This is a genomic window from Thermobifida cellulosilytica TB100 (assembly GCF_001517975.1).
Classification (GTDB): Bacteria; Actinomycetota; Actinomycetes; order Streptosporangiales; family Streptosporangiaceae; genus Thermobifida; species Thermobifida cellulosilytica.
Genome location: NZ_KQ950180.1, coordinates 1,104,954 through 1,118,066 on the forward strand (window position 1 = coordinate 1,104,954; position 13,113 = coordinate 1,118,066).

Annotated in this window: 14 protein-coding genes; 9 read left to right on the top strand and 5 right to left on the bottom strand. The window is 70.1% G+C overall.

The window, feature by feature from the left end:
- Positions 1–160 precede the first annotated feature (160 nt).
- Together AC529_RS04765 and AC529_RS04770 are read left to right on the top strand one after the other, a co-directional pair.
- Positions 161–520: a YidH family protein gene (locus AC529_RS04765; protein WP_068753824.1), complete on the top strand. Its 360-nt coding sequence runs from the start codon at positions 161–163 to the stop codon at positions 518–520.
- On the top strand, positions 517–855 hold the full coding sequence (locus AC529_RS04770) for a DUF202 domain-containing protein (RefSeq protein ID WP_068753825.1): 339 nt from the start codon (positions 517–519) through the stop codon (positions 853–855). The genes AC529_RS04765 and AC529_RS04770 overlap by 4 nt, the downstream gene beginning before the upstream one ends.
- Positions 856–905: 50 nt before the next feature.
- Here AC529_RS04770 and AC529_RS04775 read toward each other — a convergent pair whose 3' ends face one another.
- From AC529_RS04775 to AC529_RS04785, 3 genes are all read right to left on the bottom strand, one after another.
- A complete protein-coding gene (locus AC529_RS04775; RefSeq protein ID WP_068753827.1) occupies positions 906–1,865 on the bottom strand; it encodes an NAD-dependent epimerase/dehydratase family protein in 960 nt (319 codons plus the stop codon).
- 79 nt (positions 1,866–1,944) lie between these two features.
- Positions 1,945–2,658, bottom strand: coding sequence for a PIG-L deacetylase family protein (locus AC529_RS04780; protein ID WP_068753829.1), 714 nt, complete (start codon positions 2,656–2,658; stop codon positions 1,945–1,947).
- 97 nt (positions 2,659–2,755) lie between these two features.
- Positions 2,756–3,463 (bottom strand): WbqC family protein, encoded by a 708-nt coding sequence (locus tag AC529_RS04785; protein WP_068753831.1) that lies wholly within the window; start codon positions 3,461–3,463, stop codon positions 2,756–2,758.
- Positions 3,464–3,828: 365 nt separating this feature from the next.
- On the opposite strand from AC529_RS04785, the gene AC529_RS04790 reads away from it, so the two are divergent.
- Both AC529_RS04790 and AC529_RS04795 read left to right on the top strand, forming a co-directional pair.
- Positions 3,829–5,370, top strand: a complete 1,542-nt coding sequence (locus AC529_RS04790; protein ID WP_068753833.1) for a glycosyltransferase family 2 protein — start codon at positions 3,829–3,831, stop codon at positions 5,368–5,370.
- A 163-nt stretch (positions 5,371–5,533) separates the two neighbouring features.
- A complete protein-coding gene (locus tag AC529_RS04795) occupies positions 5,534–5,956 on the top strand; it encodes a DUF3817 domain-containing protein (RefSeq protein ID WP_068753834.1) in 423 nt (140 codons plus the stop codon).
- Here AC529_RS04795 and AC529_RS04800 read toward each other — a convergent pair.
- Positions 5,926–6,765, bottom strand: coding sequence for an SURF1 family protein (locus AC529_RS04800; RefSeq protein ID WP_068753836.1), 840 nt, complete (start codon positions 6,763–6,765; stop codon positions 5,926–5,928). The two genes, AC529_RS04795 and AC529_RS04800, sit on opposite strands and share 31 nt — an antisense overlap.
- A gap of 956 nt (positions 6,766–7,721) precedes the next feature.
- On the opposite strand from AC529_RS04800, the gene AC529_RS04805 reads away from it, so the two are divergent.
- Together AC529_RS04805 and AC529_RS04810 are read left to right on the top strand one after the other, a co-directional pair.
- A complete protein-coding gene (locus AC529_RS04805; protein ID WP_068753838.1) occupies positions 7,722–9,482 on the top strand; it encodes a serine/threonine-protein kinase in 1,761 nt (586 codons plus the stop codon).
- A gap of 92 nt (positions 9,483–9,574) precedes the next feature.
- The gene (locus AC529_RS04810; RefSeq protein WP_068753840.1) at positions 9,575–10,360 is read left to right on the top strand and encodes an alpha/beta fold hydrolase; all 786 of its coding nucleotides are present in this window, start codon (positions 9,575–9,577) and stop codon (positions 10,358–10,360) included.
- A gap of 33 nt (positions 10,361–10,393) precedes the next feature.
- On the opposite strand, the gene AC529_RS04815 is transcribed toward AC529_RS04810, so the two are convergent.
- A complete protein-coding gene (locus AC529_RS04815; RefSeq protein WP_068754536.1) occupies positions 10,394–10,786 on the bottom strand; it encodes a VOC family protein in 393 nt (130 codons plus the stop codon).
- 196 nt (positions 10,787–10,982) lie between these two features.
- Here AC529_RS04815 and AC529_RS04820 point away from each other — a divergent pair, with 196 nt between their 5' ends.
- Genes AC529_RS04820 through AC529_RS04830 form a run of 3 tightly spaced genes read left to right on the top strand, consistent with a single transcriptional unit; the run spans position 10,983 to position 13,082 of the window.
- Positions 10,983–11,951 (top strand): ABC transporter ATP-binding protein, encoded by a 969-nt coding sequence (locus AC529_RS04820; protein ID WP_083947923.1) that lies wholly within the window; start codon positions 10,983–10,985, stop codon positions 11,949–11,951.
- A 5-nt stretch (positions 11,952–11,956) separates the two neighbouring features.
- On the top strand, positions 11,957–12,814 hold the full coding sequence (locus tag AC529_RS04825; protein ID WP_198156323.1) for an ABC transporter permease: 858 nt from the start codon (positions 11,957–11,959) through the stop codon (positions 12,812–12,814).
- 7 nt (positions 12,815–12,821) lie between these two features.
- Positions 12,822–13,082, top strand: a complete 261-nt coding sequence (locus tag AC529_RS04830) for a helix-turn-helix transcriptional regulator (protein WP_198156292.1) — start codon at positions 12,822–12,824, stop codon at positions 13,080–13,082.
- Positions 13,083–13,113: the final 31 nt, after the last annotated feature.

Consider the following 13,113-nt stretch of genomic DNA (forward strand, 5'->3'; position numbering starts at 1 on the left):
CGGTTCTGCCCGCCCGTTTGTTCCGCATACCCGACACCGATTGCCTCCTTCCCCACCAGTCACAAAACCGGCAAAACCCAAGAAAGATACCGATTTGGGAGGAAAAACCGTTGCCGCGTAGATTCGTGGCTGGAACGGCCCTGCTGGGAAGGGGGGACTTGTGGGCGTGCTCTCCGGGGCGGACGGCGGGGGCGGCAAGGAGCCCGACTACCGGTTCACCCTCGCCAACGAACGCACCTTCCTGGCCTGGATCCGCACGGCGCTGGCGCTGGTGGCCGGATCCGTCGCGGTGCTGCACCTGGTGCCGCTGCGGTGGCACGACGGCACCCAGGCCTCGGTCGGGGTGGGGCTCGCCGTCCTGGCCGTGGCCATCACCGGTTACGCGCCGGTCCGCTGGTGGCGGGTGCAGCGCGCCATGCGGGAGAGTCGGCCGCTGCCGCCCACCCCGCTGCCGCTGGTCACCGCGATCGGCGTCGCGCTGATCGGCCTGGCCGTCGTCGCGGGGTACTACTGGCCGTGAGCGGTCCCGGGGCACCCGACAACGGCCTGCAACCCGAACGCACCCTGCTGGCCTGGCAGCGCACCCTGTTCGGCCTGGTCGCGGCCGTCCTGCTGTACCTGCGCATCCCGGTCGGGGACACGCCCGGCGGCGCGGCCGGCCGGCTGCTCGTGGTCTCCGTCCTGCTCGGGGCCTGCGCCGTGCTCGTCGTCCACCTGCGGTGGCGCTGGCGGCGCCCCTCCCCCGCCCGCACCGCGCGTCCCGCCCCGCTGGCCCGCCCGTGGACCCTCGTGCTGCTGAGCGCGGTCGTGACCGGGCTGGCCGTGGCCACCGCCCTGTCCGCACTCCTGCGCTGACGGCGCTGCCGCGGCACCGGGACGCCCGGCGCCGCGGCAGCCGTCCGCGGTCAGGACCGCTTGGACTCGACGATGGAGTTGATGATGTCGTCGAGGCGGCGGGTCGGCTCGTAGCCGATGAGCTCTTTGGCCAGCGAGGTGTCGGGCATGCGGCGGCGCATGTCCTCGTAGCCCTCGCCGTACGCCTTCTCGTACGGGATGTACTCGATCGTGCTGCTCGACCCGGTCAGCTCGATGACCCGCTCGGCGAGGCCGCGGATGGAGACCTCCTCCATGCCGCCGAGGTTGACCGCCCGGTTGTAGGCGGCGGGCGTGTCCATCAGTTTCACGACGGCCGGAACGACGTCGAAGACCGACCCGAAACAGCGCCGCTGGGTGCCGTCGCCGTAGACGGTGATCGGCTCGCCGGCCAGCGCCTGCCCCACGAAGCGCGGCACGACCATGCCGTAGCGGCCGGTCTGGCGCGGGCCGACGATGTTGAAGAACCGGGTGATGACCGTCGGGATGCCGGTCTCCCGGCCGTAGACGTAGGCGACCAGCTCGTCCAGGCCCTTGGCCGCCGCGTAGGACCAGCGGCTCTTCAGCGGCGAGCCGAGGATGCGGTCGGCGTCCTCGGTCAGGCCGTCCGCGTCGTTCTTGCCGTACACCTCGCTCGTGGAAGCGACCATGATGCGCGCCCCGTGCCGGGCGGCGGCGTCGACCACGGTCTCGGTGCCGTGCAGGTTGACGCGGAGCGACTCCAGCGGCCTGTCCACGATGGTGTGCACGCCCACCGCGGCGGCCAGGTGGAACACGGTGTCGCAGGATCCGACCAGGTCGTCGACCAGGGCAGCGTCCAGGATCGACCCCTTGACGAACTCGAAGTTCGGGGCGTCGGCGAGCTGCCGCAGGTTCTCCTCGGAACCGGTGGACAGGTCGTCGAGGACGGTCACCTGGTGCCCCTGCGCGACCAGGTAGTCGCACAGATGGGACCCGATGAACCCAGCGCCGCCGGTGACCAGGGCTTTCACGCTATTACTCCTTCGGAAAAGACACGGACCGGGCAGGGTGTCGGCGGTACACGGCGTCCGTGCGGCGCCGCACCGACGGTCAGGCCAACCACCGCATCATGTGGTAGGCCTCCGCGTAGGGCACACTCGAGTGCATGCCACGCAGCACCGCCAGGCTTCGGAGGGTCAGGTCGGAACGGGTGTGCGGGTGGTCGTGGGTCTGGGACCCGTACAGGTGCATCGCCTCGATCTTGGCCTCCACCTGCTCCTCGGTGAGCTCCACGAAGAAGTTGGGAGACGGAGCGGCGTCGTAGCGCCACTGGTCGGCGGCCTCCTCGTAGGCCAGGACCAGGCGCGGGTGGTGGCGCAGCCGGGTGTTGGACGGCCGCAGCGCGGTGTGCACGGCCTCGGCGGTCACCTGGTGGTCCTGGTTGTAGCTGGTGCGGTGCGGCGCGATCACCGTGGTCGGCCGCAGCGTCTCGATGGACAGCGGGCTGTGGCGCTCGATCGCGTTGGTCAGTTCGAACCGGGGCACGGCGTCGAGCTTCAGGTGGTAGCGGTCGCCCGGGAAGGCGAAGTCCCAGCCGTCCCAGTCGAAGAAGTCCGCGACCGCCTTGACCTCGCCGTAGCGCTCGTCCGCGGTGGACAGTCCCCTGGCGGAGTTGTCCGCGGTGTCCCCGACCGTCATGAACTGGATGTAGACCTCGGCGCCGGCCTCCTTGGCCTTGCGCATCAACCCTCCGCAGCCGAGGGTCTCGTCGTCGGGGTGCGGTGCGAGGATGAGAATCCGCTCACGGGACCAGTCGATCATCATTCGGTGTCCTTAGAAGTAGGGCATCGGAAGTAGATACGCGGCCCGCGGACCGCGCGGCCTCGACGGCGGGAACAGGGCAGACAGGTCGACGGTGGGTTCAGGCAGAGGTACGGGCTGCACGCACCAGCTCCATTCCTTCGGGACCGACGTTGAGCAGCAGATCCACTGCGGCCATGCGGGGCAGGAACTCCTGCCCGCGGCGGTTGTGCTGCGGGTACTCCGGGTGCCGGAAGCCCTGCCACTCGACCTCGATGCCGTACCGGTCGAAGACCTCGGGGTCGAGGTAGGCGCGGGCCCCCTCACCGGAGAGCATGGTCGTCGCACCGACCTTCGCGCTGATCTGCGCGAGCAGCTCGCTCTTCTGCGCGGTGAACTCCCCCAGCTCGCTGGAGCGCACCATGGGCGTGGTGATGCCGAAGGCGTCGAGGACGACCTGGGTGGTCGCCATGGAGAGGTCGACCAGCCGCTCCCAGCGGCGGTCGTAGACGGCCGTGATCTGCGGGCCGTACTCCTCCCAGAAAGGCGCCTTGCGGTAGCAGTGCTCCGCCAGCGTCTTGCGGTGCTTGTCCCACCACGGGGAGTCGTTGTTGACGGTCTTGTCGATGATCCGCTCGCTCCGGCTGCGCTGCACCACCGGAACCGTCAGCAGAACCGGACCATTCTTCGCGGCCACGTAGTTGCGGTGCTGCCACCCCTTGCGTTCGAATTGGACGTGATCGAGGACGACGAACAGATCACAACGGTCGATCTTGTCCAACAGGCCCAGCCAAGGCAGATAGTGCGGCTGGTGCAAGGCAACACGCACAGTGACTCCCCATTCACGCAGACGGTCGAACGCCGTGATCTCTGCTCGAGGATACGGGACCCGAGGCCCGACCGCCCCTCCCCTTGACTCTGAGCAACCCCTTTCATCACCCAAGTCATATATTCGTAACCGAAGCGTGCCGCGCATCCTCAATTACGACGATGTTTTGTGCGGGACAATCTCTTGGGACGAGTCGGCGTTCCCCGGATTAACGGAGTAATCGTGCGCCCCCGCGACGGGGCCGCGTTCGATTTGGCCGCGTTCCGATCCGCTGCTCGCCCAGGGCAACTGACCGCCCCGTTGGAACGTCCCTACAACGGTGGCCTGTCATCTGCTCTCACCCCGTCGCTCTTCGGAGGTCCCCAGTGCGCACCGCCCGTTTCATCGGTAGCTGGCTCGCGGGCCTGCTCTCGTTGTCGACCGCGGCCCTGCTCTTCGTGCTGTGGCTCAGGTTCGTACTCGGGTCCGCCGAAGACACCCCGATCGTCCTGCTGCTCCTCATCGGGGTGGGCCTCAACCTCATGGTCTGGTCGCTCATCGGCCTGATCCGGCTGGTGGACGAGTGGGTCCACAAGCTGCTGGGGCGCGACCCATCCACGCTGCTGCCCCGCAAGGAGGCGCCGCTTCCCGCGGGCGCCCGCATCCGGGACGAGGACAAGCGGGTGACGCGCGCCCGCTCCGACAGCGGCCGGCGCCGGCGCCGCGGCGACCTCACCCCGGTCCTCAACCCCGACACCGGGCAGTTCGAGATCCCCAAGGTCAATACCGACCCGGAGACCATCTCGCTGGCGGTCATCATCCCGGCGCACAACGAGGAGCCGGTCATCGACGGGGCGATCCGGTCCGCGCTGCGGCTGTTCGACCGCTGGGACATCTACGTGGTGTCGGACAGCTCCAAGGACGCCACCGCCGAGATCGCCGCGCAGACCGGCGTCAACGTCCTGGAGCTGCTGACCAACCGCGGCAAGGCGGGGGCGATCGAGGCGGTCATCCAGGAGTTCGACCTCATCGAGAACTACGACGGCGTGGTGATCCTCGACGCCGACACCGAGCTGCACGAGGACTACGTCAAGGGCGTGCGCGACCAGCTCCGCGACCCCACGGTCGCCGCCGTCGCCGGATTCGTCGTCGCCGAGTGGAAGCCGCAGCAGCGCACCGTCATCGGCCGCCTCATCTCGGCCTACCGCGACCGGCTGTACTGGCTGTTGCAGTACATGCTCCGCTTCGGCCAGACCTGGCGGTTCACCAGCGTCACCTTCATCGTCCCCGGCTTCGCCAGCACCTACCGCACCAGCGTGCTGAAGCACCTGGAGATCAACCCCAAAGGGCTGGTCATCGAGGACTTCAACATGACCTTCGAGGTGCACCACAAGAAGCTGGGCCGCATCTCGATGCGTCCCGACACCAAGGCCTACTCCCAGGACCCCTTCACCCTGCGGGACTACAAGAGCCAGGTGCGGCGGTGGAGCCTGGGCTTCTGGCAGACGGTGCGGCGGCACGGCATCTGGCCGAGCCTGTTCTGGTTCTCGCTGTTCTTCTACATCCTGGAGGTCGTGCTCGTCGCGGCCATGCTGCTGGTCACCGCGCTGATCTTCGTGTTCGTGCTGCCTCCGGCGCTGTTCGGGGACGCCGTGCTCGCCGTGGACTGGTACGCCGACGGGTACACGGCGGTCACGTCGATGCTGCCGCTGAGCACGGTGGCGGTCGGCCTCTTCGTCCCCGACTACATCCTCACCTGCGTCATCGCGATGGTGCGGCGGCGGCCCAGCTACCTGTTCTACGGGCTGTTCTTCCTGCCGCTGCGGCTGCTCGACTCCTACCTGACGCTGCTCACCATCCCGCAGGCGTGGACCGCCAAGTCCGACGGCCGGTGGAAGAGCCCCGAGCGCGTGTCGATCAAGAGCTGACGCCGCGACCTGGGCGGACGCCGAGAGCCGCCCCGGATCACGGCCGCCTCGCCCAGCGCTTAGGCTCGAAGAGAAGAACAGCACGGACCCGGTCCCCGCGCGCAGCTCCGGAGCTGCGCGCGGGGACCGGGTCCGGTCGCAGGATCCGAGCCGAGGTGCCCCGTTGGAGAACAAGCGTCTTCCCCTCACCGTCTACCGCGTCCTGGCCTACGTCACCTCGACGTGGCTGCTGCTGCTGACCTTCGTGGCGATGCCCGCCAAGTACCTCGTCGGGGAGACCGCGCGCTTCTCCCTGGCCCCGGCCCCCGCGGGCATGGAGCAGTGGTTCGGCGACGAGACGCCGCTGATGATGGTCATCGCGGTCCCGCACGGCTACCTCTACATGGCGTTCGTGCTGTCGGTGCTGTGGCTGGCGCTGCGGCGGCGGTGGAACGCGCTCCGCACGGTCGGGGTGATGCTGTCCGGGACGATCCCGCTGGCGGGCTTCTTCGTGGAGCGCCGGGTGGCGGCCCGGGAGAAGGCCGCGCTCGACGCCGAGGAGCAGGCGTCCGCGGCTCAGTCCACGGCGGTGCCCGCCGAGGGCTGAGCCGCCTCGGCGGCGGGAGCCGCCCCGTCGCCGCCGTCCTCCCGCGCCGTGCGGCGCTCCTCCAGCTCCCGCCGTACCAGTGAGATCCAGAACACGACGGCAGCCGCCCCGAACACCCACCACTGGGCGGCGTAGCTGAGGTTGCGGAAGTTCCAGGTGACCTCCTGCGGCGGGTCCGGCGGCGGGATCTGCTCCAGCTGCGCCTCCGCCCCGGCCTCGGTCGGCGGCGTCTGCTCGCCCAGCGTGACGTATCCCTCGTAGAGCCGGTAGGGCCACTCGTTGACCAGCAGGGCCGAGGAGATCCGCGCGACCTTCCCCTCCTCGACGGCCGCCGTGGCGCCCCCGGCGGCCTCGTCCTGGGGAAGCTGCAACCAGCCGCGGACGGTGACCTCCCCCTGCGGCGCGGGCGGGACCGCGCCGTCGGCGTCGGCCGCGTCGGCGGGCACCCACCCCCGGTTCACCACCACGGCGGTGCCGTCCCCGGTGACCAGCGGGATCACCACGGAGTACCCCTCCTGCCCGGACGGGGACAGGGCGGGGGCGAGCAACTGGTGTTCGGCGTCGTAGGTCCCCGTCACGGTGACCGCCTCGTTGGCGAGGTCCTGGGGCATGTACTCGCCGGGCGCGAGCAGCGTGTCGATGCTCTCGGCCGCGGCGAGGTCCTCGACGGGATTGGTGACCGTCTCGCGGTCGGGCTGCTGGGCGCGCTGGTACTGCCAGTAGCCGAACAGGAGGCAGAGGAGCACCGCGGCGATCGCGGCCAGGTGGATGCCGAGCCAGCGGGGACGCAGAAGTGGTGGGAAACGCACCCTTCCAGGCTATGTGCGCCGGAGCGGGACCGCTCAGCACCCCCGCCGCACGGCCGAGTTGGCCGAGGACTGGGAAACGAATAGTCATCACTTTAAGTGCCCCGCGGTGACGTACGGTTGTTTCAGCAGATGAGCGTGGGTAATCTGGGTCTCACCACGGGCGAGGAACGAGACGGACTCCCCGTGACGCGGACCTTTCCGAGGTCGCCGACTTCTGGGGGGAGGAGCCGGCGGCCGTTCCCAAGCGAAGGCCGCCTCCGTGCTTTGAGGGGGGACACGGGGGCGGCCTTTGCGCCTGTTCGCGCACTGTCCGTCCGCGCGTTTCCCCGTCCCCGGCGCTTCTCCCCTGCCGCCCGACCGCCCGGGAGGAGGCGGTCCGGCCTCCCGCGTTCCTCCCCCGGCCCCGGTCACGTGACCGCCGCCACGGACGCCGCCGTCCGGCCCGCCGCTCTCCGCACGTCCGCCCTCCGGGGTGATCTTCTCCATTCTCGTTCTCCTCGGGACGGATCGCGAGAATATGGAACGGTGGCACCGGGGCCGCTCTTCTCCCCTTCCCCGGGAACCGCGCCGTGAACTCCCGCGGAGCACAGCGGAGAGACCGCGGCACCTTCAACCAGTGTGGCGGGTCATATCGGTTGTGACGCCGATGATCAGGGAGAAATGGCCACGATAACGGACAGCCGATTAATGGTGTTGAGGGCTGAAAGGAGGTTTCACCCCTTTCGACAGAGCGAACCGTTCTGTGGTTTCGTGCATCTGTTCCTATGAGGTGCGTTCCGTGTCCAGGGAACGGGAATGTGCCCTGGCAGGGCTGCCCACGGTGTGGTTCGCTGGTGGGGCATGATCGTTCCGGTCGGTCACTTTCCTGATCCGCCCGCTCATTCCCGGACGGTTTCCGGCATGACGCGGTACGGAGCCGTTCAACGCTCAGTGGAGTCGAGGGAGAGAGCACGCGAATGACGAGTCCGTTGCGGCCCGAGGATCCCACTCGGGTCGGAGAGTACGAACTTATCGCCCGAATCGGGAAGGGTGGCCAGGGCGTCGTGTACCTCGGCCAGGCACCGGACGGAACTCGGGTCGCCGTGAAGGTCATGGAGAGTTCCTGGGCGTCCGACCGGCGGGCACGCAGCCGGTTCGCCAAGGAAATCGAGACCGCCTCCAAGGTGGCCCCCTTCTGCACCGCGGCGCTGCTGGACGCCGACATCGACGCCGATCCGCCCTACATCGTCAGCGAGTACATCGAGGGGCCGTCGCTGCGCGAGGCGGTGCTGCGCGAGGGGCCCCGCACCGGGGCCGCGCTGGACCGTCTCGCCATCTCCACCGCCACCGCGCTGGTCGCGATCCACCAGGCGGGCGTGGTGCACCGCGACTTCAAACCGGCCAACGTCCTGCTGGGGCCGGACGGCCCCCGGGTGATCGACTTCGGCATCGCCCGGTCCACCGAGGCCACGGTGACCGCCACCAACTCCATCGTGGGAACCCCCGCCTACATGGCTCCCGAGCAGGTCGAGGGCCGGGAGCTCACCCCCGCGGTGGACATCTTCGCCTGGGCCGGGGTCATGGTGTTCGCCGCCACCGGCGAGTCCCCGTTCCACGACGAGACCCTGCCCGCGATCATCCACCGGGTGCTCAACCGCCCGCCCAAGCTGGACGGCGTCGACGAGCGGCTGCGGCCGCTGCTGGAGGCGTGCCTGGCCAAGGAGCCCGAGCGCCGCCCCACCGCCGTGCAGGTGCTCGGCGCTCTGGTGGGCCACGACCCGGCGAACGTGGCCCGGGTGCCGGTCGAGGAGGTCCTGGAAGAGGGCTACACCGCGGCCCTCAGCGAGCAGACCCAGATCGCCGCCACCGCGGTGCTGCCCATCCCCACGGCCGAGGAGATGGCCGGCGCGGCCCCCACCGCCGTGCTGCCCGAGACCGACGACTCCGCCGACGAGACCCCCACCAGGAAGGCGCCCAGCGGCCTGGCCGCGCTGGCCGCGGAGCGCCCCGCCGACGGCGCCGTGGCCAGCGGCCCCACCAGCGGTCCGATGCGCACCACCAGCGGGCTGGCCGCCCTGGTCAACACGGGGCAGAACAAGCAGATCGGCCCGTCCGCCACGGGGCCCACGCGCGTCACCCCTCCGGGCGGCGCCGCGCCCGGGTACGCCTCCGGTCCCCCCGGGCACGGCGGCTACGGTTCTCCCCCCGGCCCGGGCGCCCCCGCGGACGGCCAGTCGCCGCTTCCCCGGCGCTCCGAACGCGGCGGGGCGGGAACCCAGCGGGCCCTGGCCTGGATCCTGGCCGCGGGCATCCTGATCATCGCCCTGGCCGGCGGCTGGTACCTGATCAACGCCTTCCTGCCGTCCGACGGCGGCTCCCCCGCCACCACGCCGACGGAGGACACCGCGACCGAGGCGCCGGAGCAGGAGAACGACGGCCTTCCCTCCTCCCCCTCCGACGTGGACCCGGACACCGGGACCGGCACCGGCGAGGAGACGTTCGCGCCCTTCGTACCAGAGCACGACCCCCACACGAACCCGACGACGGTTCCGCACCCCGACCCCACCCTGACCGACGACGACTGGTGGAACGACCTGCCCGACTGGGGGGACAACTCCTCCCCGACCGACGAGGGCGGCGGCAGCCAGGGGGAGTCCGGGCCGACCGCGCCGAGCGGCGGCAGCGGGGCCGGCGGCGGGGAGGCCGGACGGGTGGCCGTCTCCCCGACCGGCCAGTGAGCACGTCGGCTCCTCCCCGCGCCACAGGCGGACCCCCTTCCGGCGCGGGGAATCCCGATAGGCTTGGGCACGCTGTCCCAGGAGGTCGCCAGATGGCCGTTGTCCCCCTTCAGTACCGTTTCGACGGACCGCGGACCGCCCCGGTGGTGGTGCTGCTCCCCACTCTCGGCACCAGGTGGTCACTGTGGGAGCCGCAGTTGCCGGAGCTGACCCGCCGCCTGCGGGTGCTCCGGGTCAACCACCGCGGGCACGGCTCCTCCCCCGCACCCCGGGGCCCCTACTCCGTGCAGGAACTCGGCGGCGACCTGCTGGCCCTGCTCGACCGGTGCGAACTGGAGCGGGCGTCCTTCGTCGGCATCGGCCTGGGCGCGATGGTGTCGCTGTGGGCGGCCGCGGCCGAGCCCTCCCGGGTCACCCGGTTGGCGCTGCTGTCCACCACCTCCTGGGCGCCTCCGTCACTGCGCTGGCAGAGCATCGGTGAGCGGGTGCGCCGCTTCGGGGTCTCCTCGGTGGTCGACGAGGTCACCCGCTCGTGGTTCACCCCCGGGTTCTGCGAGCAGCGGCCCGACATCGTCGCCCGGTTCACCGAGGAGTTCGAGAAGACCGACCCCGAGGGCTACGCCGGGTGCTGCGACGCCGTCGCGAACGTCGACCACCGGTCCCTGGCCCGGCGGGTGCACGCGCCCACGATGGTCATCGCGGGAGCGCACGACCCGCAGACCCCGCCGGGACACGGCCGCAGGCTCGCCGGTGTCCTTCCGGACGCCCACTTCGAGGTGGTCGGCGGTGCCGCGCACCTGGCCAACGTGGAACGCGCGGACCTGGTCAACGACCTGCTGCTGCGGCACCTGGCCCCGGCCGCGGTCCGCTGGCCCTGAGGCCGGCGCCGGACCGGGCCGGTGGGGCGCCGCTCACAGCAGCGGCTGGTTGAGCTCCAGCAGGTAGCCGTCGGGATCGCGGAAGTGCGCCGCGCGGATGCCGAGCGCCGTCCACTCCTTGACCGGGGAGACCAGGGGGACACCCGCCGCGATGAGTTCGGCCGCCTTGGCGTCGACGTCGTCGACCTCGAAGATCACCGCTACCCGGTCCTGGCGGGGCAGGTAGGGGTCTTCCATGTCGGTCTCCAGCGCCTCGGCGACCACCTCGCGCTGGTTCAGCGCGAGCTTGGTGTTGGCCCCCGTCTCGAACTCGGCGTAGCGGGTGAGTTCAGATCCCCGTAGCACGGGGAGTTTCAGCACGTCAGCGTAGAACCGGAAGCACGCCTCGTAGTCGTCTGCCAGAAGTCGGACGTAGCTCATTCGCACGGGCGTCTCCTCCAGAGCCGCCGGACAGGTGTTGCACCACATTCTGCCGCTCCACCGGTCCCGCTCCAAGCCCTCGAAACGGTCTCGACCATTTTCGTAGGCTTTCCACCACACTGCGTAGCATAGCAGGGGATTGTCGTCATGTAGTACTTGTGCTATCTCTTTCTATAGAACAACAACAGTGAGGAGAAGGAATATGGCGGAGGCCCCCCATCACGTCACCGCCTCCCCAGCACCCGGCTCCGCCGACCAGCCCGTGATCGAGGTCCACGACCTGCGGATGCGCTACGGTTCGACGGACGTGCTCAAGGGGGTGACCTTCCGGGCCGAGCGGGGCGAGGTGCTGGCCCTGCTGGGTCCGAACGGCGCGGGAAAGACCACCACTATCGAGATTCTCGAAGGCTTCCGGATGCGCTCGGCCGGACAGGTGAACGTGCTGGGCTCCGACCCCGCCCACGGCGACGAGCGGTGGCGGGCCCGCCTGGGCGTGGTGCTGCAGTCCTGGCGCGACCACGGCAAGTGGCGGGTCGCCGAACTGCTGGAGCACTTCGGCCGGTACTACCGCCCCTACTCCACGGCCGAGATCAGTCGGCCACGCGGCACCGCGGAACTGCTCGACATCGTGGGCCTGGCCGAGCATGCCAACAAGCAGGTCAGGACGCTCTCCGGGGGCCAGCGCCGCCGACTCGACGTCGCGATCGGCATCGTCGGCCGTCCCGAACTGCTCTTCCTCGACGAGCCGACCGCCGGGTTCGACCCCGAGGCCCGCCGGGACTTCCACGACCTGGTGCACCGCCTGGCCGACCTGGAGGACACCACCGTCCTGCTCACCACGCACGACCTGGACGAGGCGGAGAAACTGGCCGACCGCATCCTCATCCTCGCGGGCGGCCGGATCGTCGCCGACGGCAGCGCGGACCAACTCTCCCGGCAGGTGAGCCGCAAGACCGAGATCCGCTGGACCCGCGGCGGCCAGCGGTTCGTGCACTCCGCCGACGACGGCACCGCGTTCGTCCGCGAACTGTTCGCCCAGTACGGCGAGGAGATCGGCGACCTGGAGGTACGCCGCGCCACGTTGGAGGACGTCTACATGGCCATGGTGCACCGGCACGAGTCCGGTGTCGCGGGCGACGACGAGCCCGGGTTTGGAGGGGAGAACCGGTGAACACGATGCTCTTCGCCCTCCGTCTGGGGCTGCTGCGGGGCTGGGCCGAGTTCCGCCAGACCTTGACCATCCTCTCCGAACTCGGCTCCTACCTGCTCAACAGCGTGATCTTCGTGGCCGTCCTGCTGTTCATGGACGGCAACGAGATGGAGAACACCGCGCTGTTCGGAACGGGCATCACCCAGGCGACGCTGGCGATGCCCGGCGTGCTGGCCACGATGCTGGTGTTCGGCGGGATCGTGTCCATGGCCCAACTCCTGTCCACCGACCGGGAGGACGGCACCCTGCTGCGGGCCAAGGCCCTCCCCCGGGGCACCCAGGGCTACCTGGTCGGCAAGGTGGTCTCCGTCTCCCTGATCACCCTGCTGAGCATGCTGGTGATCCTCGTGCCGGCGGTGCTGCTGATCGACGGGTTCCAGTTCACCGTGCAGGGGTCGCTGACCCTGCTGTGGGTCACCGCTCTGGGTCTCCTGGCGACCCTCCCGGCCGGCGCGATCCTGGGGTCGCTGTTCACCAACCCGCGGGCTATCGTAGGCGTCCTGGTGCTGCTGCTCATGGGCCTGATGATGGTCTCCGGCATCTTCTTCCCGATCTCCATGCTCCCCGAATGGCTGCACTGGGTCGCCCAGGTCTTCCCGATCTACTGGCTCGGCCTGGGCATGCGCTCGGGGCTGCTGCCCGACACCGCCGTGGTGGAGGAGATCGGCGAGTCCTGGCGGACCCTGGAGACCGTCGGCGTGCTGGGCGCGTGGGCGCTCGTCGGTCTGCTCTTGGCCCCGATCGTGCTGCGGCGGATGGCCCGGCGCGAGTCCGGTAGCAGCCTGGAGGAGCGGCGGCACAAGGCGATGCAGCGAATCGGGTGATCCGGGGATGAGCGGAGGCAGGGCGATGGGCGGCGAGACCGTCTACAACCGCATCGCGGTGCTGCGCGTCGAGCGGGGCGTGTCCCGCCGCCAACTCGCCGAGGCCCTGGGGGTGCACTACCAGACCATCGGCTACCTGGAACGCGGCGAGTACAGTCCGAGCCTGCACCTGGCGCTGCGAATCGCCGAGTACTTCGAGGTCCCCGTGGAGGTGGTCTTCTCCACCACCCCGTTCCCCCGGATCGGCAGCACGCCCCGGTCCGGGTGAGCGGTCCCCGTCCCGCCGTCCTTGTCGCGCG